Source organism: Planosporangium spinosum (assembly GCF_049999945.1).
GTDB lineage: Bacteria > Actinomycetota > Actinomycetes > Mycobacteriales > Micromonosporaceae > Planosporangium > Planosporangium spinosum.
Genome location: NZ_JBLYUB010000010.1, coordinates 155752 through 181043, shown reverse-complemented (window position 1 = coordinate 181043; position 25292 = coordinate 155752). Strand labels below are relative to the sequence as shown.

General features: G+C 70.8%; 22 protein-coding genes and 1 pseudogene. 7 read left to right on the top strand and 16 right to left on the bottom strand.

Annotated features, from left to right (window positions below):
• Positions 1 to 71: 71 nt before the first annotated feature.
• Complete coding sequence (locus ACNTMW_RS16080; protein ID WP_426634401.1) at positions 72 to 1904, bottom strand: phosphoenolpyruvate carboxykinase (GTP); 1833 nt, start codon at positions 1902 to 1904, stop codon at positions 72 to 74.
• Positions 1905 to 2512: 608 nt separating this feature from the next.
• Here ACNTMW_RS16080 and ACNTMW_RS16075 point away from each other — a divergent pair.
• Complete coding sequence (locus tag ACNTMW_RS16075; RefSeq protein WP_426634400.1) at positions 2513 to 3088, top strand: GtrA family protein; 576 nt, start codon at positions 2513 to 2515, stop codon at positions 3086 to 3088.
• A 42-nt stretch (positions 3089 to 3130) separates the two neighbouring features.
• Here the strand turns inward: ACNTMW_RS16075 and ACNTMW_RS16070 are convergent, their stop codons facing one another.
• Together ACNTMW_RS16070 and ACNTMW_RS16065 are read right to left on the bottom strand one after the other, a co-directional pair.
• Complete coding sequence (locus tag ACNTMW_RS16070; RefSeq protein ID WP_426634399.1) at positions 3131 to 3673, bottom strand: PH domain-containing protein; 543 nt, start codon at positions 3671 to 3673, stop codon at positions 3131 to 3133.
• Positions 3674 to 3789: 116 nt separating this feature from the next.
• On the bottom strand, positions 3790 to 4620 hold the full coding sequence (locus ACNTMW_RS16065) for a biotin--[acetyl-CoA-carboxylase] ligase (RefSeq protein ID WP_426634397.1): 831 nt from the start codon (positions 4618 to 4620) through the stop codon (positions 3790 to 3792).
• A 106-nt stretch (positions 4621 to 4726) separates the two neighbouring features.
• Here ACNTMW_RS16065 and ACNTMW_RS16060 point away from each other — a divergent pair, with 106 nt between their 5' ends.
• A complete protein-coding gene (locus ACNTMW_RS16060; RefSeq protein ID WP_426634395.1) occupies positions 4727 to 6304 on the top strand; it encodes an acyl-CoA carboxylase subunit beta in 1578 nt (525 codons plus the stop codon).
• A gap of 111 nt (positions 6305 to 6415) precedes the next feature.
• Here the strand turns inward: ACNTMW_RS16060 and ACNTMW_RS16055 are convergent, their stop codons facing one another.
• The 3 genes and pseudogenes from ACNTMW_RS16055 to ACNTMW_RS16045 all read right to left on the bottom strand — a co-directional run bounded on the left by ACNTMW_RS16055 (position 6416) and on the right by ACNTMW_RS16045 (position 10891).
• On the bottom strand, positions 6416 to 7336 hold the full coding sequence (locus ACNTMW_RS16055) for a hypothetical protein (RefSeq protein ID WP_426634394.1): 921 nt from the start codon (positions 7334 to 7336) through the stop codon (positions 6416 to 6418).
• A 203-nt stretch (positions 7337 to 7539) separates the two neighbouring features.
• Positions 7540 to 8551: pseudogene (locus tag ACNTMW_RS16050) on the bottom strand (serine/threonine-protein kinase); the annotation flags it as partial.
• Between the two features lie 63 nt (positions 8552 to 8614).
• Complete coding sequence (locus ACNTMW_RS16045) at positions 8615 to 10891, bottom strand: prealbumin-like fold domain-containing protein (RefSeq protein WP_426634393.1); 2277 nt, start codon at positions 10889 to 10891, stop codon at positions 8615 to 8617.
• A gap of 83 nt (positions 10892 to 10974) precedes the next feature.
• Between ACNTMW_RS16045 and ACNTMW_RS16040 the strand changes: the two genes are divergently transcribed.
• The gene (locus ACNTMW_RS16040) at positions 10975 to 11184 is read left to right on the top strand and encodes an acyl-CoA carboxylase subunit epsilon (RefSeq protein ID WP_426634391.1); all 210 of its coding nucleotides are present in this window, start codon (positions 10975 to 10977) and stop codon (positions 11182 to 11184) included.
• A 684-nt stretch (positions 11185 to 11868) separates the two neighbouring features.
• Here ACNTMW_RS16040 and ACNTMW_RS16035 read toward each other — a convergent pair.
• Entirely contained in the window at positions 11869 to 12042 is a 174-nt protein-coding gene (locus ACNTMW_RS16035) for a hypothetical protein (RefSeq protein ID WP_426634390.1), read from the bottom strand.
• A gap of 174 nt (positions 12043 to 12216) precedes the next feature.
• Here ACNTMW_RS16035 and ACNTMW_RS16030 point away from each other — a divergent pair, with 174 nt between their 5' ends.
• The 3 genes from ACNTMW_RS16030 (at position 12217) to ACNTMW_RS16020 (ending at position 14639) form a co-directional block, all read left to right on the top strand.
• A complete protein-coding gene (locus ACNTMW_RS16030; RefSeq protein ID WP_426634388.1) occupies positions 12217 to 12447 on the top strand; it encodes a GntR family transcriptional regulator in 231 nt (76 codons plus the stop codon).
• A gap of 136 nt (positions 12448 to 12583) precedes the next feature.
• A complete protein-coding gene (locus ACNTMW_RS16025; RefSeq protein WP_426634386.1) occupies positions 12584 to 13930 on the top strand; it encodes a uracil-xanthine permease family protein in 1347 nt (448 codons plus the stop codon).
• Between the two features lie 85 nt (positions 13931 to 14015).
• Positions 14016 to 14639 (top strand): Maf family protein, encoded by a 624-nt coding sequence (locus ACNTMW_RS16020; RefSeq protein ID WP_426634385.1) that lies wholly within the window; start codon positions 14016 to 14018, stop codon positions 14637 to 14639.
• Between the two features lie 97 nt (positions 14640 to 14736).
• On the opposite strand, the gene ACNTMW_RS16015 is transcribed toward ACNTMW_RS16020, so the two are convergent.
• From ACNTMW_RS16015 to ACNTMW_RS15975, 9 genes are all read right to left on the bottom strand, one after another.
• Entirely contained in the window at positions 14737 to 15741 is a 1005-nt protein-coding gene (locus tag ACNTMW_RS16015) for a hypothetical protein (protein ID WP_426634383.1), read from the bottom strand.
• A 139-nt stretch (positions 15742 to 15880) separates the two neighbouring features.
• Complete coding sequence (locus tag ACNTMW_RS16010; RefSeq protein ID WP_426634382.1) at positions 15881 to 16120, bottom strand: hypothetical protein; 240 nt, start codon at positions 16118 to 16120, stop codon at positions 15881 to 15883.
• A gap of 142 nt (positions 16121 to 16262) precedes the next feature.
• A complete protein-coding gene (locus ACNTMW_RS16005; protein WP_426634380.1) occupies positions 16263 to 17282 on the bottom strand; it encodes a hypothetical protein in 1020 nt (339 codons plus the stop codon).
• Between the two features lie 139 nt (positions 17283 to 17421).
• On the bottom strand, positions 17422 to 18342 hold the full coding sequence (locus ACNTMW_RS16000; RefSeq protein WP_426634379.1) for a C39 family peptidase: 921 nt from the start codon (positions 18340 to 18342) through the stop codon (positions 17422 to 17424).
• A 139-nt stretch (positions 18343 to 18481) separates the two neighbouring features.
• Positions 18482 to 19084, bottom strand: a complete 603-nt coding sequence (locus ACNTMW_RS15995; protein ID WP_426634377.1) for a hypothetical protein — start codon at positions 19082 to 19084, stop codon at positions 18482 to 18484.
• Positions 19085 to 19243: 159 nt separating this feature from the next.
• Positions 19244 to 20425 (bottom strand): MFS transporter, encoded by a 1182-nt coding sequence (locus ACNTMW_RS15990; RefSeq protein ID WP_426634376.1) that lies wholly within the window; start codon positions 20423 to 20425, stop codon positions 19244 to 19246.
• A gap of 138 nt (positions 20426 to 20563) precedes the next feature.
• Entirely contained in the window at positions 20564 to 21316 is a 753-nt protein-coding gene (locus ACNTMW_RS15985) for an ABC transporter permease (RefSeq protein WP_426634374.1), read from the bottom strand.
• Between the two features lie 5 nt (positions 21317 to 21321).
• Positions 21322 to 22275, bottom strand: coding sequence for an ATP-binding cassette domain-containing protein (locus ACNTMW_RS15980; protein ID WP_426634456.1), 954 nt, complete (start codon positions 22273 to 22275; stop codon positions 21322 to 21324).
• A 166-nt stretch (positions 22276 to 22441) separates the two neighbouring features.
• Entirely contained in the window at positions 22442 to 23086 is a 645-nt protein-coding gene (locus tag ACNTMW_RS15975; protein WP_426634372.1) for a PadR family transcriptional regulator, read from the bottom strand.
• A 219-nt stretch (positions 23087 to 23305) separates the two neighbouring features.
• Here ACNTMW_RS15975 and ACNTMW_RS15970 point away from each other — a divergent pair, with 219 nt between their 5' ends.
• Positions 23306 to 25060, top strand: coding sequence for an acetyl/propionyl/methylcrotonyl-CoA carboxylase subunit alpha (locus ACNTMW_RS15970; protein WP_426634370.1), 1755 nt, complete (start codon positions 23306 to 23308; stop codon positions 25058 to 25060).
• Positions 25061 to 25292: the final 232 nt, after the last annotated feature.

Below are 25292 nucleotides of genomic sequence, written 5' to 3'. Positions count from 1 at the left end.
ACGAAAGGAACAGGCGTCCGCCACGACTTCTCCACACCGTGACGGACGCCTGTCATAACGGCCCTGACCTGCTACTCCATGCCGAGGCGGGCCTTGAGCGCATCCAGCTCAGCCCAGAGCACGCCCGGCAGCTTGTCACCGAACTTGGCGAACCACTCGGTGACCTGCGGTACCTCTGCCTTCCACTCCTCGGCGTCGACGCGCAGCACCTCGGCGATGTCATCGGCGGAGATGTCCAGCCCGTCCACGTCAAGAGCGTCCGGCGTGGGTACGTAGCCGATCGGCGTCTCGACGGCCGCACCGCGGCCCTCCAGGCGCTCCACGACCCACTTCAGCACCCGGGAGTTCTCGCCGAACCCGGGCCACAGGAACCGGCCGTCGTCGCCGCGGCGGAACCAGTTGACGTAGAAGATCTTGGGAAGCTTGGCGGCGTCGCCGTCGACGCCCTTGCCCATCTCGATCCAGTGGGCGAAGTAGTCGCCGCCGTGGTAGCCGATGAACGGCAGCATCGCCATCGGGTCGCGGCGGACCACGCCGACCTGGCCGACCGCCGCGGCGGTCGTCTCCGACGACAGGGTGGCGCCCATGTACACGCCGTGCGTCCAGTCGCGGGCCTCGGTGACCAGCGGGATGGTGGTCTTGCGGCGGCCGCCGAACAGGATCGCCGAGATCGGTACGCCCTGCGGGTCGGAGTACTCGTCGGCGAGGATCGGGCACTGCGTGATCGGCGTGCAGAAGCGGCTGTTCGGGTGCGACGACAGCTCACCCGAGTCGGGCGTCCAGTCGCGGCCCTTCCAGTCGGTCAGGTGTGCCGGCGGGGAACCCATGCCCTCCCACCAGATGTCGCCGTCGTCGGTCAGCGCCACGTTGGTGAAGACCGAGTTGCCCCGGTCGAGGGTGCGCATGGCGTTCGGGTTGGTCTTCCAGTCGGTACCGGGGGCGACCCCGAACAGGCCGTACTCCGGGTTGACCGCGTACAGCCGGCCGTCCGGACCGAAGCGCATCCAGGCGATGTCGTCGCCGAGCGTCTCGACCTTCCACCCCGGAATGGTGGGCTCCAGCATCGCGAGGTTGGTCTTGCCGCAGGCGCTCGGGAACGCCGCCGCCACGTAGTAGACCTTCGCTTGCGGGCTGGTGAGCTTGAGGATCAGCATGTGCTCGGCGAGCCAGCCCTCGTCGCGGGCCATGACGCTGGCGATCCGCAGCGAGTAGCACTTCTTGCCGAGCAGCGAGTTGCCGCCGTACCCGGAGCCGTAGCTCCAGATCTCGCGGGTCTCCGGGAAGTGCGAGATGTACTTGGTCTCGCTGCACGGCCAGGCGACGTCGGCCTGCCCCGCCTCCAGCGGTGCGCCGATCGAGTGCAGCGCGGGCACGAAGTCGGCGTCGTCACCCATGGCCTCGAGCACCGTGGTACCCATCCGGGTCATGATCTTCATGCTCGCGACGACGTACGGGCTGTCGGTGATCTCGACGCCGAACATCGGGTTGGTGGCATTGAGCGGCCCCATGCAGAACGGGATGACGTACATCGTGCGCCCGCGCATGCAGCCCCGGTACAGCTCGGTCATGATGCGCTTCATCTCGGCCGGCGCCATCCAGTTGTTGGTGGGGCCGGCGTCGGCTTCGTCCACCGAGCAGATGAACGTGCGCTCCTCGACGCGCGCGACGTCGGAGGGGTCGGTACGGGCCCAGAACGAGTTGGGCTTGCGTTCGTCATTGAGGCGGACCAGGGTGCCGGCCTCGACGAGTTCGTCAGTCAGGCGCTTCCACTCGGCGTCGGACCCGTCGCACCAGACCACCCGGTCGGGAGTCGTCAGCTCGGCTACTTCGCGTACCCAACGCAGCAGCCGGGGGTGGGAGGTCGGGGCCCGGTCGAGCCCCGGGACGGTGGCCGGAGCACTCATCACTCATCTCCTTGCTATCGACTCTGACCTCGTACCCGAATAAGGCACCGTTGACGCGCGGGGGCTTACGCAAACGGTGCGGAAATTGGGTACGGGAAGTTGACCTCAGGTTAAACCGGCAGGCAGGTCAGGACACCAGGCCAGCTTGTGAAAAACTGCACAAGGAATCGAAATTTTACGGAGCCCCGCGCAATGCGGCGCGTTTATCCCGGTCACTAAGCAGTTTCACGCAATAGTTGAAAGGAATGCGGCCGGACCGTCGCCGACGGCGCCCCGCGGCGGTGGCCGACGCCCATCGATGTACATCACTGGCATGTCGCCCCGTGCACCGGCGTCGTGCGCTCGGCCGGTGCACGGCACGTCCCGCGCCGAACCGGCCCCGACGGCGGCCGGGTCCGGCCGGCCTTCACCGGCCAGCTCGCCGACCTGATCAGCGCGGAACGTGGTGGGCATGGCCGGGGGCACGCTCTTCCGCTTCTGGACTTACCGCAGGTTCGTCTTCCGGTCACGTAAAGTAATGAAGGCAGGCGCCGGACTTGAGGGCAGGTAACCCGGTTCACTCCCGGCCGCCACCGATCGCGATGCCTTGACGGGTAACGTAAAGTAGCGTGGTGCGCCCTGTCCGGTTCCTGCCACTACGCCTGCGGCAGATGGCTCCCGAGGCCGTCGCCTTCGCCGCGATCGGTGTGGGAAACCTGGTCCTCTACTTCCTGATCTTCAACGCGCTGATCATCATCGGCGCGGTGAAGGCGACGGTCATCGCCACGCTGGTGACGACGTACCTCGCGTACCTGGCCAACCGGCACTGGACGTACAAGGACCGGCCGCGTGGCGCGGTACGCCGCGAGTACACCCTGTTCTTCGCCGTCAACCTGGTCGGGCTGTTCATCCAGTCCGCCGGCACCGGCATGCTCAAGTACGGCTTCGGGATGAGCGAGCGGCAGGACCGGTTGGCGTTCAACATCACGACCACGGTCTGCATCTGTGCCGCGACCCTGTTCCGCTTCTGGACCTACCGCACGTTCGTGTTCAAGGACACGCCCGCCGGGACCGGCGTGACCGGTGCGCTGGCCACTCCGGTCGACGGCCCGGCCGCGGACGGGACCACCCCGGTCGTCGACCTCGAACCTCCGGTCGTCGCCCCCGCCGAGGGTCTGCCGGTCCCGGTCCCCGACCACCGCTGACCCCGCCGATCGGCGGACAACCGGTCCGCCGATCGGGACGGGTCACCGCAGTTCGTCGATGATCGCCTCGCGGTCGCCGTCGTCGAAGGTGTGCCTGGCCCGGTCGGCCTCGACCAGTTCGTACAGCAGGCTCTGGGTCTTCTCCACGTGCGGGATGTCGGTCAGCACCACCTGACCCCGCTCCCCCGCCGACTCGATCGTGAGGGTGCCGCAGCCGAGCACCCGGTCGACGATCCCGTGCGCGAACGACACGTCGTTGACCCGCCCGAGTGGAATGTCCCGCCCGGTACGCGAGAAGACCCCCGTCCGCAGGATCACCCGCTCGTTGGTGAACACGTAGTGGGTGGTGCGCCACACCAGCCACGGCCAGAACGCCAGCCAGACCACGGCCAGCAGTGCCAGCCCGCCCGCGACGTAGAGCAGCGCGGTGGACCAGCCGGCCGTGGGAAGGAAAATCGCCGCGACGACCACCGCCGCGATCGCGACCACCACCACGAGTACCGGCCGGATCAGCGCCTTCCAGTGCGGATGCAGGTGCGAGACCACCTGTTCGTCCTTGGTGAGCACGCTCTCCGGGAATCCCACCCCGACCTCCTCGCAACGACATTCAAGAATTCGCCGCGAGGGTAACGGTTGCGCGCGATGGCCGGGTACCGGACCGGTCCGGACCGGATTTCCGCGTAGGTGCGCAGACGGCGTCGTCAGCGCAGGTGCGTGACGTCGGCGGCGGCCAGCGGGCGGCCGTCGACCACGATCCGGCCGTCGAGGTCCACCCCGTCGGCCCGGCCGCGCAACTGCGAGCCGTCCGGGAGCCCGACGAGCACGTCCCGGCCGAGCGTGTCGCAGTGGAACGCGTACGCCTCCCGCACCCCGCTCGCGTCCGGGTCACCGCCCGCCGCCCGCCACCGGCCGTACCAGTCCGCCAGTGACCGCAGCAGCGCGCGCAGCAGTGGATCCCGGTCGGCGCAGGCCGCTCCGGCGAGCGCCAGCGACGTGGCGTCCGCCCGGGGCAGCTCGTCCGCGCGCAGCGTCGTGTTCAGCCCGATCCCGACCACGACGGCCGACTCGCCCCCGACCACGCCCGGCGCCGGGGGGATCGCCTCGGCCAGGATCCCGGCGCACTTCCGTCCGTCGATCAGCAGGTCGTTGGGCCACTTGAGCACCGCGTCCACCTCGGCGATCCGGCGCACCGCCTCCGCCAGCGCCACCCCGGTGAGCAGCGGCAGCCAGCCGAACCGGGTCAGGTCCACCCCGGTCGGGCGCAGCAGCACGCTCAGGGTGAGCCCGGCCCGCGGCGGCGAACTCCACATCCGGCCCAGCCGACCCCGGCCGGTCGCCTGGCGTTCCGCGACGAGGACCAGCCCCTCCGGCGTACCGGCCCGGGCCGCCTCGGCCACGTCGGAGTTGGTCGAGCCGGTCTCGGCGACGACGCGCAGGTCGGTCCACAGTCCCCCGGGAACGACCAGCGCCCGCCGCAGCGCCGCCTCCCGCAGCGGTGGGCGCTCCAGATCCGTGTACGGGCTCTCTGCCACCCCGCCAGCGTAGAAGGGGGACCCGCCGCTCCCGACCCGGGTGTATTTGCCACTCGCGGACCTAGGTCACAGCGCGCCGGGCGGCGCGGTCGCTACGATCGGCCCCGTGACCGCAGAGCTGACCGCTGACATCCACACCACCGCCGGCAAGCTCGCCGACCTCGGCCGGCGCATCGAAGAGGCGGTACACGCCGGTTCCGCCCGGGCCGTCGAGAAACAGCACGCCCGCGGCAAGAAGACCGCGCGCGAGCGGATCGAGATGTTGCTGGACGAGGGCTCGTTCGTGGAACTCGACGAGTTCGCCCGGCACCGCAGCACGAACTTCGGCCTGGCCGACGAGCGACCGTACGGTGACGGCGTGGTGACCGGGTACGGCACCGTCGACGGCCGCCAGGTGTGCGTGTTCGCCCAGGACTTCACCGTCTTCGGCGGTTCCCTCGGCGAGGTCTTCGGCGAGAAGATCGTCAAGGTGATGGACCTGGCGATGAAGACCGGCTGCCCGGTGATCGGCATCAACGACTCCGGTGGCGCCCGGATCCAGGAGGGCGTGGCCTCGCTCGGCCTGTACGGCGAGATCTTCTTCCGCAACGTCCGGGCCTCCGGCGTGATCCCGCAGATCTCGCTGATCATGGGTCCGTGCGCGGGCGGCGCGGTCTACTCGCCGGCCGTCACCGACTTCACGGTCATGGTCGACCAGACCAGCCACATGTTCATCACCGGCCCGGACGTCATCAAGACCGTCACCGGTGAGGACGTCGCCATGGAGGACCTCGGCGGCGCCCGTACCCACAACGCCAAGAGCGGCAACGCGCACTACCTGGCGACCGACGAGGAAGACGCGATCGAGTACGTCAAGGCGCTGCTGTCGTACCTGCCGTCGAACAACCTCGACGAACCCCCGGTGACCGACGAGCCGGCCGACCTCGAGGTGACCGAGGAGGATCTCGCGCTCGACACGCTGATCCCCGACTCGGCCAACCAGCCGTACGACATGCACACCGTGATCGAGTCGGTCGTCGACGACTTCCTCGAGGTGCAGCCGCTGTACGCGCAGAACATCATCGTCGGCTTCGGCCGCGTCGAGGGCCGCCCGGTCGGCGTCGTCGCCAACCAGCCGATGCACTTCGCCGGCTGCCTCGACATCGCCGCCTCCGAGAAGGCCGCCCGGTTCGTGCGCACCTGCGACGCGTTCAACCTGCCGATCCTGACCTTCGTCGACGTACCCGGCTTCCTGCCCGGCACCGGCCAGGAGTGGGACGGCATCATCCGCCGCGGCGCCAAGCTGATCTACGCGTACGCCGAGGCGACCGTCGGAAAGGTCACGGTCATCACCCGCAAGGCGTACGGCGGGGCGTACGACGTCATGGGCTCCAAGCACCTCGGCGCCGACCTCAACTTCGCCTGGCCGACCGCCCAGATCGCGGTCATGGGCGCCCAGGGCGCGGTCAACATCCTGTACCGCCAGGAGCTGAAGAACGCCGAAGACCCCACGGCGCTGCGGGCCGAGCTGATCCAGGAGTACGAGGACACGCTGGCCAACCCGTACGTGGCGGCCGAGCGCGGCTACGTGGACGCCGTCATCCCGCCGTCGGCCACGCGCGCCCAGGTCGTGAAGGGCCTGCGGGCCCTGCGGACGAAGCGCGAGACGCTCCCGCCGAAGAAGCACGGCAACATCCCGCTGTAGCGGGCACGCACGCCGAAGCCCTGACCCTCGCCGGTTCGCCGGTGGCGGTCAGGGCTTCCGCGTGTGGCCGGTCGGGGCTTCCGGATTGCGGTCGGCGCTCGGATCTGCCGGTCAGGGCTTCGGCGTGAACGTCTTCATGATCAGCTCGAAGTTCGGCAGGTTCGCCTGCCAGGTCGACTCCGGCGTGGACCACCAGATGCCGTACGCCTGGTGGTCCGACGTCACCACACCCCGGTTGATCACGTGGGCGCGGGTGCCGCGCTGGTCGTAGGTGAACTCCCAGTCGGCGCAGGCGACGAAGTAGTCGACCGGCGCGATGCGGATGCGCTGGTAGCCGGGGTAGAAGCTGCCGGCCCGCTCGCCCTCCTGCCGGGTCCAGTCGGCGACCGGGTCCCGGTGGGGCTGGTTGGTCTGGTCGACGCTCAGGATGCGGCCCTCCGACGGGTCGCGGAAGTAGACGATGCTGCCTTCGCGTGACACGTTCCAGCCGTCGGGCACGGCCAGGCTGAAGCCGGTGGGGTCGGAGTGCAGATGCCAGCCCGCAGGGATCACCGGAGCGGCCGGCGTGGCCTGCTGCGGCGTGGCGGCCGCTCCCCCGGACGAGCCGTCGCCCGGTGCCGGCGTGGTCGGGGCGGCCGCCGAGGCGGCGGGCGGCGCGGCGGCGGCGCTGGTCGCGGCCGGTGCGGAGGTCCGCGTGGCCGGGCCGTTCGCGGTGTCGTGGCCGTCGTCGCCACTCGTCAGGACGACCACGACCACGACCACGAGCAGGACCACGACGACGGCGGCCAGCAGCCACAGCCAGGGCCGGGCCAGGGTCTCGCGCCAGGCGAGCGGCAGCCTGCCCAGCAGGTCGGGGGACGCGGCGTCACCGGCGGGGGTACGGCCGGCCGGGCGGCGGTCGGTGGCGGTGCTCTCGACCCCGGTGGCGGCCGCGAGCGCCGCGACCGGCGGCGGGCCGGTGTCGGTCTGCTCCGACGAGCTCGGATTCGGCGTGATGACCGCGGTCCGCTCGCCTCCCGACGGCCGGATCACCGCGGTGGCTTGGGCGGCCGCGGCGGCCGGTGTACCGGCGGCCGTCTCGTCCGACCCCTCCGGCTTCGTACCGGTAGAGCCGGGCGCCTTCGTACCGGCGGAGCCGGGCGCCTTCGTACCGGCGGTCTCGCCCGAGGTCGTACCCGCGGCTGTGCCCGAGGCGCCAGCCCCGGACGCCTTCGCACCGGCGACGGCCGGGCCGGCGGCGGCCGCCGCCTTGGCGCCGGTGGAGCCGGAGGGCTTGGCGCCGCTGGAGCCGGACGGCTTCGACGCGCTCGCCCCGGACGGCTTCGAGCCGGCGGAGCCGTCGGTCGCCGGCTGGCCGGAGGAGCCCGACCCCGGCTCGGGGCGCAGGCCGCGCCGGGGCTTGGGCACCAGCCAGATCCGGGAGCCCAGGCCACCGCCGGCGGCCCGGCGCAGCAGCCGCTCGGCCTCCTCGGCATTGATGCGGGTGGTCGGGTCCTTGCGCAACAGGCCATTGAGGACGGCGCGCAGCGGGCCGGCGTTGCGCGCCGGTGGCGGGTCCTCCGTGACCAGCGCGGTCAGCGTCTCGATCGCGGAGGAGCGCTGGTACGGGGAGTTGCCCTCGACCGCGGCGTACAGCGTCGCGCCGAGCGACCACAGGTCGGACTCCGGCCCGGTGATGCCCTCGCGGGCCCGCTCGGGGGCGATGTACGCCGGGGAGCCCAGCACCATGCCTGTCCGGGTCACCGACGCATCACCGGCCATGATCGCCAACCCGAAGTCGGTCAGCACCACCCGACCCTCGTCGGTGAGGAGCACGTTGCTCGGTTTCACGTCGCGGTGCAGCACACCGGCGCGGTGCGCGGCGCGCAACGCGCCGAGCACCTGGAGCCCGATCTCCGCGGCGCGGGTGGGCGACAGCGTGCCGTCCTCGGCGATCACCTGGTGCAGCGACCGCGACGGCACGTACTCCATCACGATCCACGGATGCGTATCGGTGCGGACCACGTCGTAGACGCGGACCACGCTCGGATGGTTGAGCCGGGCCGCCGTGCGGGCCTCGCGCAGGGTACGGCGGCGCATCTCGTCGCGCTCCTGCGCGGTCAGGCTCTCCGGAGGGATGACCTCCTTGATGGCGACGTCACGGTGCAGCACCTCGTCGCGGGCCAGCCAGACGCGGCCCATGCCGCCCTGGCCGAGGGACCGGACAAGCCGGTAGCGCTCGGCGATAAGGGGCTGCGTGACCGACATCCTGAGGAAGATACCCGGTCAGTCCATGGGCATGTACGAGCGCCACCCCGGTCTCACCTGTTGTCACACCACGCGTCGCCGTAAAAGTACCGCGATAAAGATAAGTCCCCCGAATCCGACCATTCCAATGCCCACCATTATCAGGGGCAGTACCCGAAGCTGGTCGAGGAACGACTCCTCCGCCACGGTCGCGGGCGGCTCGCTGAACTCGTCGGTCACGGCGATGGTGTACTCGGTCACGTCGCGCGCCACGTCCAGCCGGTACGGCAGCTCCACCGGCGGGCCGCCGGTGGCCGGCTCCCGGGTGGCCGACACGGTGACCGTAGCGCCCGGCGCCGCCCCGGTGTCCTGCTGCCGGATCTCGCAGGTGGTCGGTTCCAGGAAGGACAGCGGTTGCGGCAGCACCGCCGGGCCGGCGGTGTCCGGGGCGAGGACCAGCCGCCCGCGCGAACCGTCCACGCAGGACACCTCGACCACGGCGGCACCGCGGCGGGCCATGTCCGCACCCGTCGCGCGTACCGTCACCCGCAGCCGGGTCGCCGCCTCCGCCTGGTACGACGCCGTGCACACCGGCTCCCGCCCGCCGGGCGCCAGCGTGACCCGTACCGCTCCGCCGGCGGTGGCCTCGGCCGCCCCGTCACAGCGCAGCGACGCCAACCGCCACCCGGTCGTCGCGCTGGCCCGGGGCGGCACCGGCGTGACCAGGTAGGTGCCGAACGGCAGTTCCCGGGGAAGGTCACCGGCGGCGACCGCCGGTACCCCGTACCCGGTGGTGTTGGCCGCCGCCCACCAGCCGCCGCCCGCGTCGTCGACCGCGACCACCGCGAACGCCGCGCTGGCCACGCCACCCGCGGTGACCACGTCCAGCCGCAGCGCGGGCGTCCGCCGGGCCAGTTGGAGCACGCAGTCGACCGCCGCGCCGGGCGGGAGATCCAGTGTGACGCTCATCGCGTCCGCGCGGACCTGTGCGCCGTCACACAACGCGCCCATCAGGGTCCACTGGTCCGCCTGCCCCGTGGGCGGCGTCACGGTCGCCGTGTACCGGCCGGGGGTGAGCGCCGTCAGGTCGGCGCCGGTGGCCGCCGCCGGCCCGTCGGCACCGGTCGTGGCGGTCAGTGTCCGCGATCCGGCTCCGCCGGCCGGCGAACCCGCCGCGCCGGCCAGCGTGATCCCGAACGTCCCGCCGGTACCGGGGCTGTACACCGCGAGGGCGAGGCCGGGCGGCGGCGCCGGCGGCTCCAACGTGTACGTGCAGACGACCGTCTCGCCGGCCACCACCGACACCGACGCCGCTCCGGTCGCCGGGTCCACCGTGGCCCGCCCCGACACCTTCCGGCCGTCCGAGCGGGTGGCGTCGCAGGCCGCCGCGGCGAGCCGCCAGCCCTCCGGTACCCGCGGCCGGATCGGGTACGCGGCCTTGCCGGGCGGCCGGGTGAACGACGCCTCGACCGGCTCACCCGAACTGGCCAACGCGAACCCGCCGTCGCCGAGGTTGCTCAGCCCCGAGGCGAACGACACCCGTTGGGCGTAGCCCACCGGCCGGGTGGTGCGCAGCCGCACCGTGACGGTGCCGGACTGGGGAGCACCTCGGACGTAGTACGCGTAGCAGAACACGTGCCGCACACCGGACGGGAACGCCAGCCACTGGACGTTGCCGGCGGTGCGCCCGTCGATCGCGCAGCGCAGCACGCCGAACGCGTACCCGTCACCGACCGGCTTGTCCGGCGTACCACCCTGCACCCACAGTTGCCGGTGTACCGCCAACCCGACCTGCTCATCGCTCAGCGTGACGGTGACCGCCCCGGCCAGCAGCCCGCCGGTGTCCCGGCCGGTCGCGTCGAGCCGGGCGGTCGAGTCCCCGGTGGGTGGCGTGCTGACCGGCCGGCCCGTGACGGTCGACAGCCGACCCGTACGCTCGTGCCCCGAGCCCAGGGCGAAGCGCCAGCCGGGCAGGTCGGTGCAGCCGCTGTCGAGGTCGTCCTCGACAGCCGGGTCGACGGGTTGGCCGGGAAGGTACGGGCTGGCATGTCCGGGCCGGCCGAGCGTCTCGGCGTCGTCGCCGGGCCCCTGCCCGGCGGTGAGAGCCTCGTACGAGGGGCAGGAGCGCGCGACGAAGGTCACCTGGTACCGGGTCGCCGACGACGTGGCTTCCGGCGCGGGCGCGGACGGCTCGGCGAAGGCCGGCGCGGCGAAGGCCGGCGCGGCGAAGGCCGGCGCGGCCCCGGCGAACGGTCCGGCCGACTCCGACCCGGCGGGGATCTCCGGGGCAGCCACGGTCAGGACGCCCGCCAGCACGCCGGTCACGGCGGCCAACAGTCCGGGCGCCCTCCGTCGCGTCACCTGCAAAGCCTCGATAAGGTCGAGTATCCGGCGACCCACCGGCCCGGTGCGGTAGCGACGCGGACGATGTTTGGGGAGGTCACGTGGCCGACGAGACGACTCCGGCGCTGCGGGTGGTGCGCGGTACCCCGACGCCCGAGGAACTGGCGGCACTGGTCGGTGTGATCCTGCGCCGCCCCGCCGCGCCCGCCCCGGCCCCGGTGGCCCCGTCGCGGTGGCGGGCGAGCGCCCTGCCCGGCGTCCCGCTGCGCGCCGGTACCGGTGCCTGGCGCGCCTCGGGACTGCCCCGCTGACTCGCGGACTCCACGCCCCTTCGTGATCACTGAGACTCTGCGGTGCCACGGCCCCGCAGAGTCTCAGTGATCACGGGAGAGACGGGCCGGATCCACGGGCGAGATCGGGCACGATCGACCAGGTGCCGGCTCGACCCGGCACCCGGCGACGGCCGCGTCCACAATGTACGATTCGAGGGATTCTCGCTGACCGCGAAAGTCGCCTGACGGCGTCGGGGTCGCTCGAAGTGGCCAACCCTGCCGACTCCTCGTAGATCTTGGAAAGTTAGGCGCCAATATTGGTGCCCTGCTTTCCAAGATTGGAGACGTGGACCCCGACTCACGGGTCGGCCATCACCCGGAAATCGGCAACCACCCCACAAAACGGTCATGCAGGTCGCCGGCCGGAACGGCACGCAGGTCCGCCGTGGCCTCCACGAGCGCGGCACTCAAGACCAGGGACAGCGAGACCGGGGTACCGGCGTACTCGCCGAGCAGCTGACGCCGGTGGCTCGGACACGGCCACGAGTACCCGCACCCCACGCAGACCCAGCTCGGCCGGAGCGGCTGATGCGCGGTCACCGACCGGACCGCCGAGGCAGCCGGGCCCGGATGATCGCGTCGGCCTCCAGCACCTCGACCATGCCGGTCACCCGGGCCCGCTCGATCCAGCTCACGTACACCCGCAGGGTCGAGTTGTCGAACTTATCCAGCGTCCAGCGTCCAGCGGATCATCCGCTCGTCGTACGTACCCAGGTCCACGCCCCGCAGAGCATCCCGCAGTGCCTCCTCCCGCTGCTCCGGATCGGTGTACGGACCGACAGGTTCGGTCTCCAGCGCAGTTATGGGCGCGTAGTGCCTCGCCCTCATACTGGTCACGGGTCGGACCTCCTACGTCCGATCAAGAGAGCCGATCGGCGGTCGAGTCGCCGATCGACTCTCGCCTATTTGAGCGATGACGCCATACTAGCGCCTCTCGTATGCCTACGTCAGCTCTCGTATGCTCTCGTACGGCAAGATACGCCCACGTTCGCGATCCTTAGCGTTGTGCGCGTGATCGACCCCGAGTCGCCGATACCGGTCTATCGACAGATCGCCGCGGTCCTGATCGAGCGGATTGAGGCAAGCACACTGCGGCCAAACAAGCCGATACCGTCCGAAACCGCCCTGCAACAAGAGTTCAATGTCAGCCGCGACACCGCCCGCCGCACCGTTGCCTGGCTGCGTGACGAGGGGTGGATCTACACCGTGCCCCAGCGGGGCAGTTACGTCGCCGAACGGTAGGCACACCACCGGTCCACCCGAAAGGCGATGACCATGGCGGAAGTGGATGTTCCCGCCCTTCTGGACGGCCCTACCCTGCGCAAAAGCCGCCGGTAGCAGCCGCTACGCTCCGCCCAGCACAGGGCGGAGGAAGCAAATGATCGACTTGAACTGGCGGCTCCACGGCGACGGGCGGCACACCCGTCCCGGTGAGGTGGTCGCTCCCGACGAGCGGCTGAGCTGGCCGCGCACCATCGGCATCGGCGCACAGCACGTACTCGCGATGTTCGGCGCGACCTTCCTGGTCCCGCTGATCACCCACTTCCCGCCGTCCACGACGCTGTTCTTCTCCGGTATCGGCACGATCCTCTTCCTGCTGATCACCGGAAACCGGCTGCCCAGCTACCTGGGGTCCAGCTTCGCGTTCATCGCCCCGGTCGCCGCGGCCTCGGCCTCGCACGGCATGCCGTCCGCCCTCGGCGGGATAATCGTGGCCGGCGCGCTCTTCGCGATCATCGGCTTCGTCGTACACAAGGCCGGCACCGGCTGGATCGAGTGGCTGATGCCGCCGGTGGTCACCGGCGCGATCGTGGCGCTGATCGGCCTCAACCTGGCCCCGGTCGCCAAGTCGAAGTTCGTCGAACAGCCCGGTACCGCGTTCGTCACGCTCGTCGTGATCCTGCTGGTGACGGTCGTGTTCGCAGGGCTGCTCGGACGGCTGTCGATCCTGGTCGGCGTGGTCGCCGGGTACGTGGCTGCCGCGTTCCAGGGCCAGCTCGACTTCACGGCCGTGCGGCAGGCGGCCTGGGTGGGCCTGCCCGACTTCACCGCGCCGACGTTCAACCTCGGGGTCGTGGCCCTGTTCGTCCCCGTCGTCCTGGTCCTGATCGCCGAGAACGTGGGCCACGTCAAGGCGGTGGCGGCGATGACCGGGCGTCCGCTGGACCACCTCATCGGCCGCGCGTTCGTCGGCGACGGCCTCGCGACCGTGCTGGCCGGCGCCGGCGGCGGATCGGGTACGACCACCTACGCGGAGAACATCGGCGTCATGGCGGCGACCCGGGTGTACTCGACCGCGGCGTACTGGGTCGCGGGCATCGTCGCCTTCCTGCTCGGCCTGTCCCCCAAGTTCGGCGCGCTGATCAACACGATCCCGCCGGGCGTACTGGGCGGCGCGACCGTCGTGCTGTACGGCCTGATCGGCGTGCTCGGCGCCCGGATCTGGGTACAGTCGCGGGTCGACTTCAACAACCCGGCCAACCTGATGACCGCCGCCGTCGCGCTGATCATCGGTATCGCCGACTTCACCTGGAAGATCGGCGACCTGGCCTTCAACGGGATCGCGCTCGGCTCGGTCGCGGCGATCGTCGTCTACCACGTGATGCGCCAGATCGGCATCCGGCGGGGCACCGTTTCGCCGGTCGGCACGCTGCCCGAGCCGGCACCGCAGCCGGTCGCGACCGCCGGCCAGCGCGGGCAGAACCGCCGCAAGCGCCGCCCGTAGACCCCACGCCTTCCGGATCTTGGTAAGTCTGACATCGTATTCAGTTGGCAGACTTACCAAGATCCAAGGGGAAAGCGGGTCCGGCGTGACGACCAGACTGGTACTGGCCTCGGCCAGCCCTGCCCGCCGGCAACTGCTCGCGGCCGCGGGCATCCCGGCCGAGGTCATCGTCAGCGGCGTCGACGAGTCGACGGTACCGGCCGAGCGGCCGGACACCCTGAGCGGCACGCTCGCCCGGCTCAAGGCGGAGGCCGTCGCCGCCCGGCTGCGTGACGACCCCTCCGGCGCCGACGACGCAACCGTCCTGGTGCTCGGCTGCGACTCCGTCCTGTCCTTCGACGGCCGGGTGTTCGGCAAGCCGACCGACCCCGACGACGCGGTCCGCCGGTGGCGGGCCATGCGCGGCCGGTCCGGGGTCCTGTACACCGGCCACTGCCTGATCGACACCCGTACCGGCGCCGACACCGCCGCCGTCGCCTCGACGACGGTCCACTTCGCCGACCTGAGCGACGCCGAGATCGCCGCGTACGTGGCGACCGGCGAGCCGCTGCGGGTCGCCGGCGCGTTCACCATCGACGGGTTCGGCGGCGCGTTCGTCGACCGCATCGAGGGCGATCCGGGTACCGTCATCGGCCTGTCGCTGCCGCTGCTGCGCCGCATGATGTCGGAACTGGGCACGGAGCTCGTCAGCCTCTGGCGGGTGGGCTGACCCGCCCGCCGGTCTAGAGGGAGATTGCACGCGAGCCCGGGGCGACTCTGGGCAGGCGACCTTTCCCCAATGGGGCCGCCCGCCCAGAGGTGACGCTCTACACGGTGGAACCGCTACATGTCGGCAGCGGGGGCAGCGTCTGGGTATAGACCACGATCTCATCGCCGGGACCATTTGCACTCGGGGCGAACCCGACAATCAGCGACGCGCCAGACACGCCGGTACTCCCGTATTGCGGGGTGATCTGGGTGTAGCTGTCGGTGCGCAGATCGCCGGCGAAATAGGCATCCGTGTTCGTCCAGGTCACGAAGTCGCCAATGACGTGCGGCCAGTCGAAGTTGAGGCCGACCCCTTGTTTGAGGGTGAGCAGGTGGCGCGGCTTCGGCCAGGACGTGTTCCACGCGTACAGGTCCTGCCGATCGGTGCTGGCCCATACCAGGGTGTCGTCGGAGGCGCTGATCGTGGCGGGGCCGGTGATGGCCGTCATCTGCGGTGGCAGGGTCACCGGCTGTCCGGTGTCGAGCCCGACGGCGCGTAGCGTGGTCAGCACCCCCGGCGCGTCGGACTCCGGTAACACCAGCCACGAGCCCATCCGAAACGGCGTGGTGAAGTGGCCCTGGTGGATCACCTTCTGCTGACCGCTCGCGGTGTCGTACTCACGGAGTTCCACCACACCGCCGGGGGTCGGCTGAGCCCACAACACCTTGCCCTGGTAACTGACCGGGTAGTTGAATGGCCCCGGCAGACCCTGGCTGTTGTCGGCGATCGCCTTCGGCTGCCCGCCGGCCACCGAGTCCCACACGTACAGTGTCCACGGATCGAAGCTTGTCCGGGAGCGCATCAGGGTGAAGGCGAGGTAGCGTCCGTCGAACGACGCGCCCAGCGCCTGCGACACCTTGTCCGACGCCGGGTAGGACTGGATCGTCGTCCGCCGCCGTCCGCCATCCGTGATCATCGCCAGTTCGTGCTGGCTGCCAGTGGTCTCAGTCTCCACGAAGATCGTCTTGCCGTCCTCGCTGGTCGCCATCACGGCGACGCGTTCGCCGGGTTTGTTGACCTTGTGTGAGCTGAACGCGGCCTGCCAGGCGCCGGGCAGCGGCACCGGGCAGAGGTCCCGGGCCGCCGCCGCGGACGGCGCTGTCGAGGGTTGCGCCGGGCTCGTGTGCGGCTGGGCAGGGTGCGGTACTGGTGAGCACCCGGAGGTGCCCACCAGCACACACGCTGCCAACGCGAGCAGCCGCCTACCAGACGTATCCACGGCCGTCCATGATAGTGACGACCTTGTCGGAGTCGATGCTGGAGTACGAGGGCACCTTGTTCGACCAGCCGATGCTGCTGGCGCCGGCCACTGAGTCCTCGTACCAGGTGGTGGCGCCGTAGCCCTCGTACCCTCGGATCTCGAACCAGTGGAAGATGTCCTTGTCCACGGGGTGCCCCACCAGGTGCGGGTAACCGTGGTACTCGTAGGCGTTCCCGGCCACCGCCCACCACACCGCCGCCGAAGACGGCCTCCACCAGCGCCGAAAAACCAACGGTGCTAGAGGGAGGTTGCACACGAGCCCAGGTGCGACGCTGGGCAGGCGACCCCTTCCCTACGGGGCCGCCCGCCCAGCGTCGGGCGCTCTACGTGGTGGTGGAGCCCCCGCAGGTCGGCAGCGGCGGCAACGTCCGGGTGTCGATCATGACCTGGTCGCCCTCGCCGTTGGCGCTCGGGGCGAACCCGACGTTGAGAGACGTGCCCCATACCTTGGTGTACCCGTATTGCGGGGTGATCTGGGTGTAGCTGCCGGTGCGCAGATCACCGGCGAACTGGGCCTGAATGTCGGTCCAGGTCACCAAGTCGCCGGCGACGTGCGGCCAGTCGAAGTTGAGCCCGGCCCCTGGTTTGAGGGTGAGCAGGTGGCGCGGCTGCGGCCAGGACGTGTTCCACGCGTACAGGTCCTGCCGGTCGGTGCTGGCCCACACCACGGTGTCGTCGGAGGCGCTGATCGTGCCGGGGCCGGTGATGGCCGTCATCTGCGGTGGCAGGGTCACCGGCTGTCCGGTGTCGAGCCCGATAGCGCGTAGCGTCGTCAGTGCCCCTGGCGCGTCGGACTCCGGCCACACCAGCCACGAGCCCATCCGAAACGGCGTGGCGCCGTGCCCCCGACGGACCACCTTCTGCTGGCCGCTCGCCGTGTCGTACTCGCGGATCTCCACCACGTCGCCCGGCACCGCCTGAACCCAGACGATCTTGCCCTGGTAGCCGACCGGGTAATTCAACGGACCCGGCAGACCCTGACCGCCGTCACCGCCGCTGTTGTCAGCGATGATCTTCGGCGACCCACCGGCCACCGAGTCCCACACATACAGCGTCCACGGATCGAAGCTTGCCCGGGAATGCATCAGGGTGAAGGCGAGATACCGTCCGTCGAACGACGCCCCCAACACCTGCGACTTAGCGTCCGACGCAGGGTAGGACTGGATCGTCCGCCGCCGGCCACCATCGGTGATCATCGCCAGTTCGTGCTGGCCGCCCGTCGCCCCGGTCTCCGCGAAGATCGTCTTGCCGTCCTCGCTGGTCGCCAGCACGTCGAAGCGTTCGCCGGGTTTGTTGACCTTGTGTGAGCTGAACGCGGCCTGCCACGCGCCGGGCAGCGGCACCGAACAGAGGTCCCGGGCCGCCGCCGCGGACGGCGCCGTCGAGGGTCCCGCCGGACTCGCGTGCGGCCGGGCAGGGTGCGGTGCTGGTGAGCACCCGAAGGCACCCACCAGCACACACGCTGCCAACGCGAGCAGCCGCCTACCAGACGTATCCACGGCCGCCCATGATAGTGACGATGGAGTCAGAGGGCAGGCTCGAGTACGCGGGCACCTTGTTCGACCAGCTGATGCTGCTGGCGCCGGCCACCGAGTCCTCGTACCAGGTGGTGGCGCCGTAGCCCTCGTACCCACGGATCTCGAACCAGTGGAAGATGTCCTTGTCTACGGGGTGCCCCACCAGGTGGGGGTAACCGTGGTACTCGTAGGCGTCCCCGGCCACTGCCCACCCGCGGTCGATGTTCGACATCAGGCGCGTCTTGTAGCTGCTCTTCTCGCTCGCGCTCGGGCTACCGGACAGATTGACCGCGGCGTAGTAGGCGCCCTGGCTGCCGAGGTAGTTGTTGAGCGAGTTCGCCATCGGGTAGCTACCGTTGTACCAGGCGGTGCCGTCGCTGTTGGTGCCGAGACTGGCTGCGGCGGTGTACTGCGAGATGCCGATACCACGCGCGCCGACGGCTTCCGACAGGGTCGCCGGCCCGCAGTAGTAGTTGTTCACCTGCGCCTGCTGGTTGGCGCTGATAGCCCACCAACTGCAGTCGCCATCCGGGCATGGGTGGTTGGCCATCACCCCGACCGCCATCGGGGTGGCCGGCCCTGCCTCGGCCATCACGTTGTTCTTGGCCCGAGCGGCCTTGTGCGCCATCTTCTTGGCGACGTACGCGTTCGCTTCCCGGTCCTTTTCGGCGATGATGGCCTTCAACTCCGGCGACACCACCGGCCTCGGCTCGGTGTCCCTCGCGGCGCGCGCCGCGGCCAGGTCCTCGCCCGGCAGTGCCCCCGCTGGCTGTGCCCCCGTCGACTGCGTTGCCGGGCCGGCGTACGCCGCGCCCGGCGCCACCAGGGCCGTGCCAACCATCCCCGCGGCCAGCGCAGTCACCAACAGCCTTGTTCCTACCTTCACAAACGCTCCTTTGATCGGCTGAGTTGAACCGCAGATGCCGTGAAACTGGCTGCGCCGCATCCGCGCCAACATCGATGATCATCACGTTAACCGTCGTCGCTCCGGGGAACGCTCAATTGTCGGTTATCTATCAGCAACATCATCGGGCCGGTCGAGCGAGGCCTCGGCGATGGCGAACAGCAGGTTCTCCTTGCCGGTGACCGCACTTGAACACGTTGACCAGCTCCTCGGTGACTTTCCGGTCGGCACGGGCGCCGATCCGGTGCACCGTGGAGATCAGCAGCTCCCCCAGGGTGTCGGTGATCTCCCTCAACCGGGTGTGCAGCAGCGCGGCCAGCAGGGTCAGCGTCAGCAAATCCGGGTGGTCGCGCAGGTGCGACGGGAACTCGACCATCGCGCGGGCCCGCCAGCTGGCGAGCACCCGCGGGGCGACGTGGGCGAACAACTCGCCGGGCAGGCCGATCGCCCGGGCCGCGCGTAGCTTGCGGCTCTCGGTGAGCATCGAATCCAGGCTGACGTTGCGCGGCACCGACTTGATCAGCGCCAGCACCGACTCCTCGCCGGTGTCGTCGTCCGGCGCCTCGACCGCGATCAGTGCCCGCAGCCGGCCGGCGACGTCAACGGGCAACCGGTCCACGATCCGGGCGGTCAGCGCCTGCTCGGCCTGGTGCAGCGCCGAGCGCACGATCCGGTCGATCCGCCCGGCCGCCGGCGGCTCGATCCGCTCGGTACGGAAGCGCACCAGCAGCTCGTCGCGGGCCAGCTCCGGGCGCCGCTCGGCCTCGTCGGCCCCCGCTTGCCCGCGATCAGCTTCCGCTCATCGTCCAGCAGCGTCCAGTGCCCGACCAGCTCACCCAGATCCAATGTCCGGGCCATAACGGGACATCATCACGGCGACCGGCTAGTCGAGGGCCGGTGCCGGCTCCGGCGGGGCCCCGGCCCGGCGGCGCAGCGCCACGATGGCCGTCGCCGATGCCACGAGGAACACCGGTACCAGCAGGAACGCCAGGTGCGGGCCGAGGTGGTCGGCGACCGCGCCGAGCGCGAACGGGGCCACCCCGAACGAGATCCCCACCGCGTACGAGCTGCGCGACGCGGCCAGGTCGGGCTGCCCGGCCGAGTGCTCCACCGCGAGCGCCATGCCCAACGGGTAGTGCAGGGCGTTCCCCAGCCCGGTGACGACGAGCCCGACCAGTGCCGGCCAGGGTGAGGTCGCCGTCCACAGCACGGCGAAGCCCACGCCGGACAGCGCCAGCGCCCCGAGCATCACGGCGGTACCGGACAGCCGCAGTACCAGTTGGCTGCCGACCAGCCGGCCCACGAACATGCCCCCGACCAGGGCCGATACCGCCGCCGTCGCGGCGCCCGGGCTGACGTGCGCGTGGCTGCGCAGCACGTCGGCGACCCACAGGTTCAGGCAGACCTCGACCGAGCCGGTGGCCAGGATGCTCGTCCACACCAGCCAGAACGGCCGGGGCAGCCGGCCCGCCGTGGCGGTCGCCGACGCGAGCGGGCGCGCGGGTATCCGTACCCGGAGGATCGCCGCCGCGGCGGCGATCAGCACGATCCCGGCGACCACGACGGCGAGCCCGGGCCGCCAGCCGTAACCGACCGTGACCGCGGTGCCCACGACGAGCGGGGCGACCAGGCCGGTGGCCGCGGCGAGCGCGTTGGCCTCGCTGATGGCGGCCGAACCACCCGCCCCGTGGTGGTCGGCGAGCGCGGCGGTAACGCCGTTGACGACCATCCCGCCGCTGGTCGACGCGAGGACGGCGCAGGCGAGGGTCGCCGCGAGCGCGTGCGACACCAGCAGCCCGGTCGCCGCCACGGCGACGCCGAGCAGGCCGGTCCAGATCACGGCGGCGCGGCCGAAGCGGCGTACCAGCGGGGGCAGCAGCGCGCCGCTGACCACCCCACCGACGGCGAACGCGACCCCGTGCAGGCTCGCGACGGCCCGGCTGGTGTGCTGCTCGTCGCGCAGCAACGGGACGACCGGGCTGAATCCGTACAGGAAGTACGCCCAGCTGGCGAGCTGGGCGTACGTCAACCAGGTCAGGCGGTCGCGGACCAGGAGTCGGGGCACGACCGGACACGCTAGCCGCATCCGGTCGCGCCCCAAGGTCGACATGGACGTGATCCGTGTCGCTCCCGGTCAGCGCCCCGTGTCGCTCCCGATCAGCGCCCCGTGTCGCTCCCGGTCAGCGACGCCGGTCGCTCCCGGTCAGCGGACGCTGCGGGCGAACGACCGGGCCGCCCAGGCCGCGGAGGCGATCGCCAGGACGGTCACGATGATCAGCGACTTCCACACACTGGCGTCGCCGGGGTGACCGTTGAACAGCGCCCGGGCCCCGTCGACCGCCCAGGAGAACGGGTTCCATTTCGCGATCGCCCGCAGCCAGCCCGGCGCGAACGTCAGCGGCAGCAGGATGCCCGACAGCAGCAGGACGGGCATGCTGACCGCGTTCATCAACGGGGCCAGCGCGTCCTCGCTGCGCAGCTTGAGCGCGAGCGCGTACGACACCGCCGACAGCATCAGCGCGATCAGGGCCAGCAGCGCGAAGGCCAGTACCGCGTCGCCGAAGCGGACCGTCAGGCCGAACGGCAGCGACAGTACGGTGAGCATCGCGGCCTGGACCAGCAGCGTCACGATGTCGCGCAGGGATCGGCCGAGCAGCAGCGACAACCGGCTGACCGGCGTGACCCGCATCCGCTCGATCACACCGGCCCGCAGTTCGGCGATGAGCCCGAAGCCCACGAACAGCGTCCCGAACATCGCCAACTGCACCAGCAGGCCGGGCACGAAGAACTGGTACGCCTTGCCGCTGGGCAGGTTCGGCACGCCCTTGAGCAGCGGGCCGAACAGCAGCAGGAAGTACAGCGGCTGCATCAGGCCGACGATCAGCCAGACCGGGTTGCGCAGCACGAGCGTCATCTGGCGGGTGAACACCATCCAGGTGTCACGGACGAGCTTCATCTTCTTCACGCTCCAGTGGTGGTGTCGCGCAGGGAGCGGCCGGTCTTGGCCAGGAACACGTCGTCGAGGCTCGGTCGGTGCAGCTCGATCGAGCTGAGCGCGATGCTTGCGCCGTCCAGGGTGCGCAGGATCTGCGGGATCGCGGTCGCGCCGGTGTCGACGTACAGGCGCAGGGCCTGGTCGAGGGTCTCCAGCCGGTTGACGTATGGCTCCCCCTCCAGCAGGGCCGCCGCCTTCTCCCCCGAGCCGTTGACGCCGATGGTGACCACGTCACCGGCGATCTCCCGCTTGAGGTCGGTCGACGTACCCTCGGCGACGATCTCACCGTGGTCCATGATCGCGATGCGGTCGCAGAGCGCGTCCGCCTCGTCCAGGTAGTGCGTGGTGATGAAGACGCTCATGCCCTCGTCGCGCAGCCGCCGCACCTCGTCCCACATGTGCGCGCGGCTCTGCGGGTCGAGGCCGGTCGTCGGCTCGTCGAGGAAGACCACGCGCGGCTGGTGGATCACACCGAGGGCGATGTCGACCCGGCGGCGCTGGCCACCGGAGTAGGTCTTGCACGGCCGGTCCGCGAACGCCTCCAACTGGAACGCCTTGATGGCGTGCTCGGCACGGCTGCGGGCCTCCGTCCGGTCGACGCCGTAGAGGCGCGCCTGGTAGACCAGTTCCTCCCGGGCGCTCACCTCGTCCCAGGTGCAGCCACCCTGGGCGACGTACCCGATGCGCCGCCGCACCTCGCCGGGCGCGCGCCGCAGGTCGACACCCGCGATGGTCGCCTCGCCCCCGTCGGGTTCTAGCAGGGTCGCGAGCATGCGCAGCGTGGTCGTCTTGCCGGCGCCGTTGGGGCCGAGGAAGCCGAAGATCTCCCCGTCCTCGACTACGAGGTCGACCCCACGGACCGCCTCCACCGTCGCTTTCCGGCTGCGGAACGACTTCCGCAGCCCTTTCGTCTCGATGATCACTTAGGCCTCCGCCTGTCTCAGGACGAACGCGCCGGCGGGTCCCCCGTGGCGCGACGCCGCGATGGTGTCATAATGACGCCACCATGCGACAGGAGGAAGCTACGTGACACGAATCCGCTAGTCAAGTTTGACTATTACGCACCGACGACGGGGCGGCCCCGCCCTAGGGCGTGCCGGTACCGTCCGCCGGGCCGAACTCCTCGACGATCGCCTCGCGCCAGCGGCGGCCCATCTCCTCGCGGTCGAACTCGCCGGTGTGGCCGCCCTCGCCCGCCTCGATGCGCCCGGCGACCCGGCGGCACCACTCCGCCTCGGCCCGGGCGCGCAGCACGTCCAGCTCCAGGCCCCACTTCACGTGTACCGGCTTTCCGGCGTCCCAGACCGTCTCGTCGCACATGAACGCCTCGAGCTCGTCCGCCCGCGCGTCGAGCACCCGGGCCCGGTTGCGCACCGCGGCGACCGCCTCCCGCCTGGGCAGCGCCGGCAGGAACGCGAAGGCCGCGCTGAACGGGTCGATCGCGTCGCGGTACTCCCACCAGTACTTGCGCAGCAGGTCCTCGAACTCGCGGTCACCGGCCGGGGTGGTCCGGTACGTGGTCCGGGCCGGCCGGGCGCCGACCTGCTCGGTGGCCACCTCGGCGAGCAACCCCTCCTCGGTCAGCTTGCGCAGCGCGTGGTAGATCGAGCCGGGCTGGAGGTTGGCCCACCGGTCCACCTGCCAGCTCATCAACTCCCGGCGGACGTCGTACCCGTGCACCGGCTCCAGCCATCGGACCAGTCCGAGGATCATCATTCGCGTAGTCGACACGTACCAAGCCTAATAGCCAAAGTTGACTAAAAAGTGATGTCACGCGTCCTCGGGTGGCGACGACCGTCACGGATACGGTCGCCACAACGTGACGACGGCCGCATTTCGCCGCCACCCAGCTTGGCTAAACTGCGCGACATAACGGTCGGTCAGGCGCACCCCGCGGTGGGGTTCGGTGCCGCCGTCGGCGTCCGGTCTTCACCATCGGGAGGAACCCAGGTGCGCAAGGTACTGATCGCCAACCGGGGCGAGATCGCGGTCCGCGTCATCCGGGCCTGCAAGGACGCCGGCCTGGCCAGCGTCGCCGTGTACGCCGACTCCGACCGCGACGCGCCGCACGCGCGCCTCGCCGACGAGGCGTACGCCCTGGGCGGTGACACCGCCGCCGACTCGTACCTGCGCATCGACAAGCTGCTCGACGTCGCGGCCAAGGCCGGCGCCGACGCCGTGCACCCCGGCTACGGCTTCCTGTCCGAGAACGCCGACTTCGCGAGCGCGGTCATCGACGCCGGACTGACCTGGATCGGCCCGACCCCGCAGGCGATCCGGGACCTCGGCGACAAGGTCACCGCCCGGCACATCGCGCAGCGCGCCGGGGCCCCACTGGTACCGGGCACCCCGGAGCCGGTCGCCGACGCCGACGAGATCGTCGCGTTCGCGCGGGAGCACGGCCTGCCGGTGGCCATCAAGGCGGCCTTCGGCGGCGGCGGGCGTGGCCTGAAGGTGGCCCGCACGATCGAGGAGATCCCGGAGCTGTTCGCGTCCGCCACCCGCGAGGCGGTCGCCGCGTTCGGCCGGGGCGAGTGCTTCGTCGAGCGCTACCTCGACCGTCCGCGCCACGTGGAGGCACAGGTCCTGGCCGACCAGCACGGCAACGTGATCGTCGTCGGCACCCGGGACTGCTCGTTGCAGCGCCGCCACCAGAAGCTGGTCGAGGAGGCGCCCGCGCCGTTCCTGACCGACGACCAGCGCGCCCGCATCCACAACAGCGCCAAGGCGATCTGCCGCGAGGCCGGCTACCACGGCGCCGGGACGGTCGAGTACCTGGTCGGAGTCGACGGCACCATCTCCTTCCTGGAGGTGAACACCCGGCTGCAGGTCGAGCACCCGGTCACCGAGGAGACCGCCGGCATCGACCTGGTCCGCGAGCAGTTCCGCATCGCCGACGGCGAGAAGCTGCGCTTCGACACGGACCCCACCCCGCGCGGTCACTCGATCGAGTTCCGCATCAACGGCGAGGACCCCGGCCGTAACTTCCTGCCGGCCCCCGGCACGGTCACCACGCTGCAACTGCCCCAGGGCCCCGGCGTCCGGGTGGATGCCGGCATCGAGTCCGGCAGCGTCATCGGCGGCAACTTCGACTCGCTGCTGGCCAAGGTCATCATCACCGGCGAGAACCGGGCCCAGGCCGTCGAGCGGGCCCGCCGGGCACTGGACGAGATGGTGGTCGAGGGCATGGCCACCGCGCTGCCGTTCCACCGGGCGATCGTGCGCGACGAGGCGTTCACCGACGAGCCGTTCCGGGTGCACACCCGCTGGATCGAGACCGAGTTCGACAACCGGATCCCGCCGTTCACCGGCGGCGCGGTCGCCGAGACCGACGCGGAGCCGCGCGAGACGGTCGTCGTCGAGGTGGGCGGCAAGCGACTGGAGGTCTCCCTGCCCGCCGGGTTCGGTGCGGGCGCGCCCGCGGCCGCCGGCACCGCACCGAAGGCCGCACGCAAGCGGGCCGCCGGCCGCAAGCAGGCCGGCGGGGCCAGCGGCGACTCGCTGACCAGCCCGATGCAGGGCACGATCGTCAAGATCGCGGTTGCCGACGGCGACGCCGTGGAAGAGGGCGACCTGATCGTCGTCCTGGAGGCGATGAAGATGGAGCAGCCACTCAACGCGCACAAGGCCGGTGTGGTCACCGGCCTGACCGCCGCGGTGGGCGAGGTCGTGCCGGCCGGCACGGTCATCTGCGAAATCAAGTGACCCGCAGCCGCTGACCGGCGCCCGCGATCGTCGGCGCCCGCGATCGTCGGCGCCCGTGATCGTCGGCGCCCGCGATCACCGGCGCCCCGCGATCACCGGCGTCCCCATGATCGTCACAACTTCCGGGATGTTGTGGTCTCCGCCCCCACCTGAGACCACAACATCCCGGAAGTTGTCGCAAGTGGCGGGCACGGCCCACCTGCGCATGCGCCGACCCGGCCGGTGGCGCCGA

What these genes read in the sequence shown, in the direction of transcription:
- ACNTMW_RS16080 (WP_426634401.1), bottom strand. Translation starts at nt 1,904, where the DNA reads ATGAGTGCTCCGGCCACCGTCCCGGGGCTCGACCGGGCCCCGACCTCC.
- ACNTMW_RS16025 (WP_426634386.1), top strand. Translation starts at nt 12,584, where the DNA reads ATGATCGACTTGAACTGGCGGCTCCACGGCGACGGGCGGCACACCCGT.
- ACNTMW_RS15985 (WP_426634374.1), bottom strand. Translation starts at nt 21,316, where the DNA reads ATGAAGCTCGTCCGTGACACCTGGATGGTGTTCACCCGCCAGATGACG.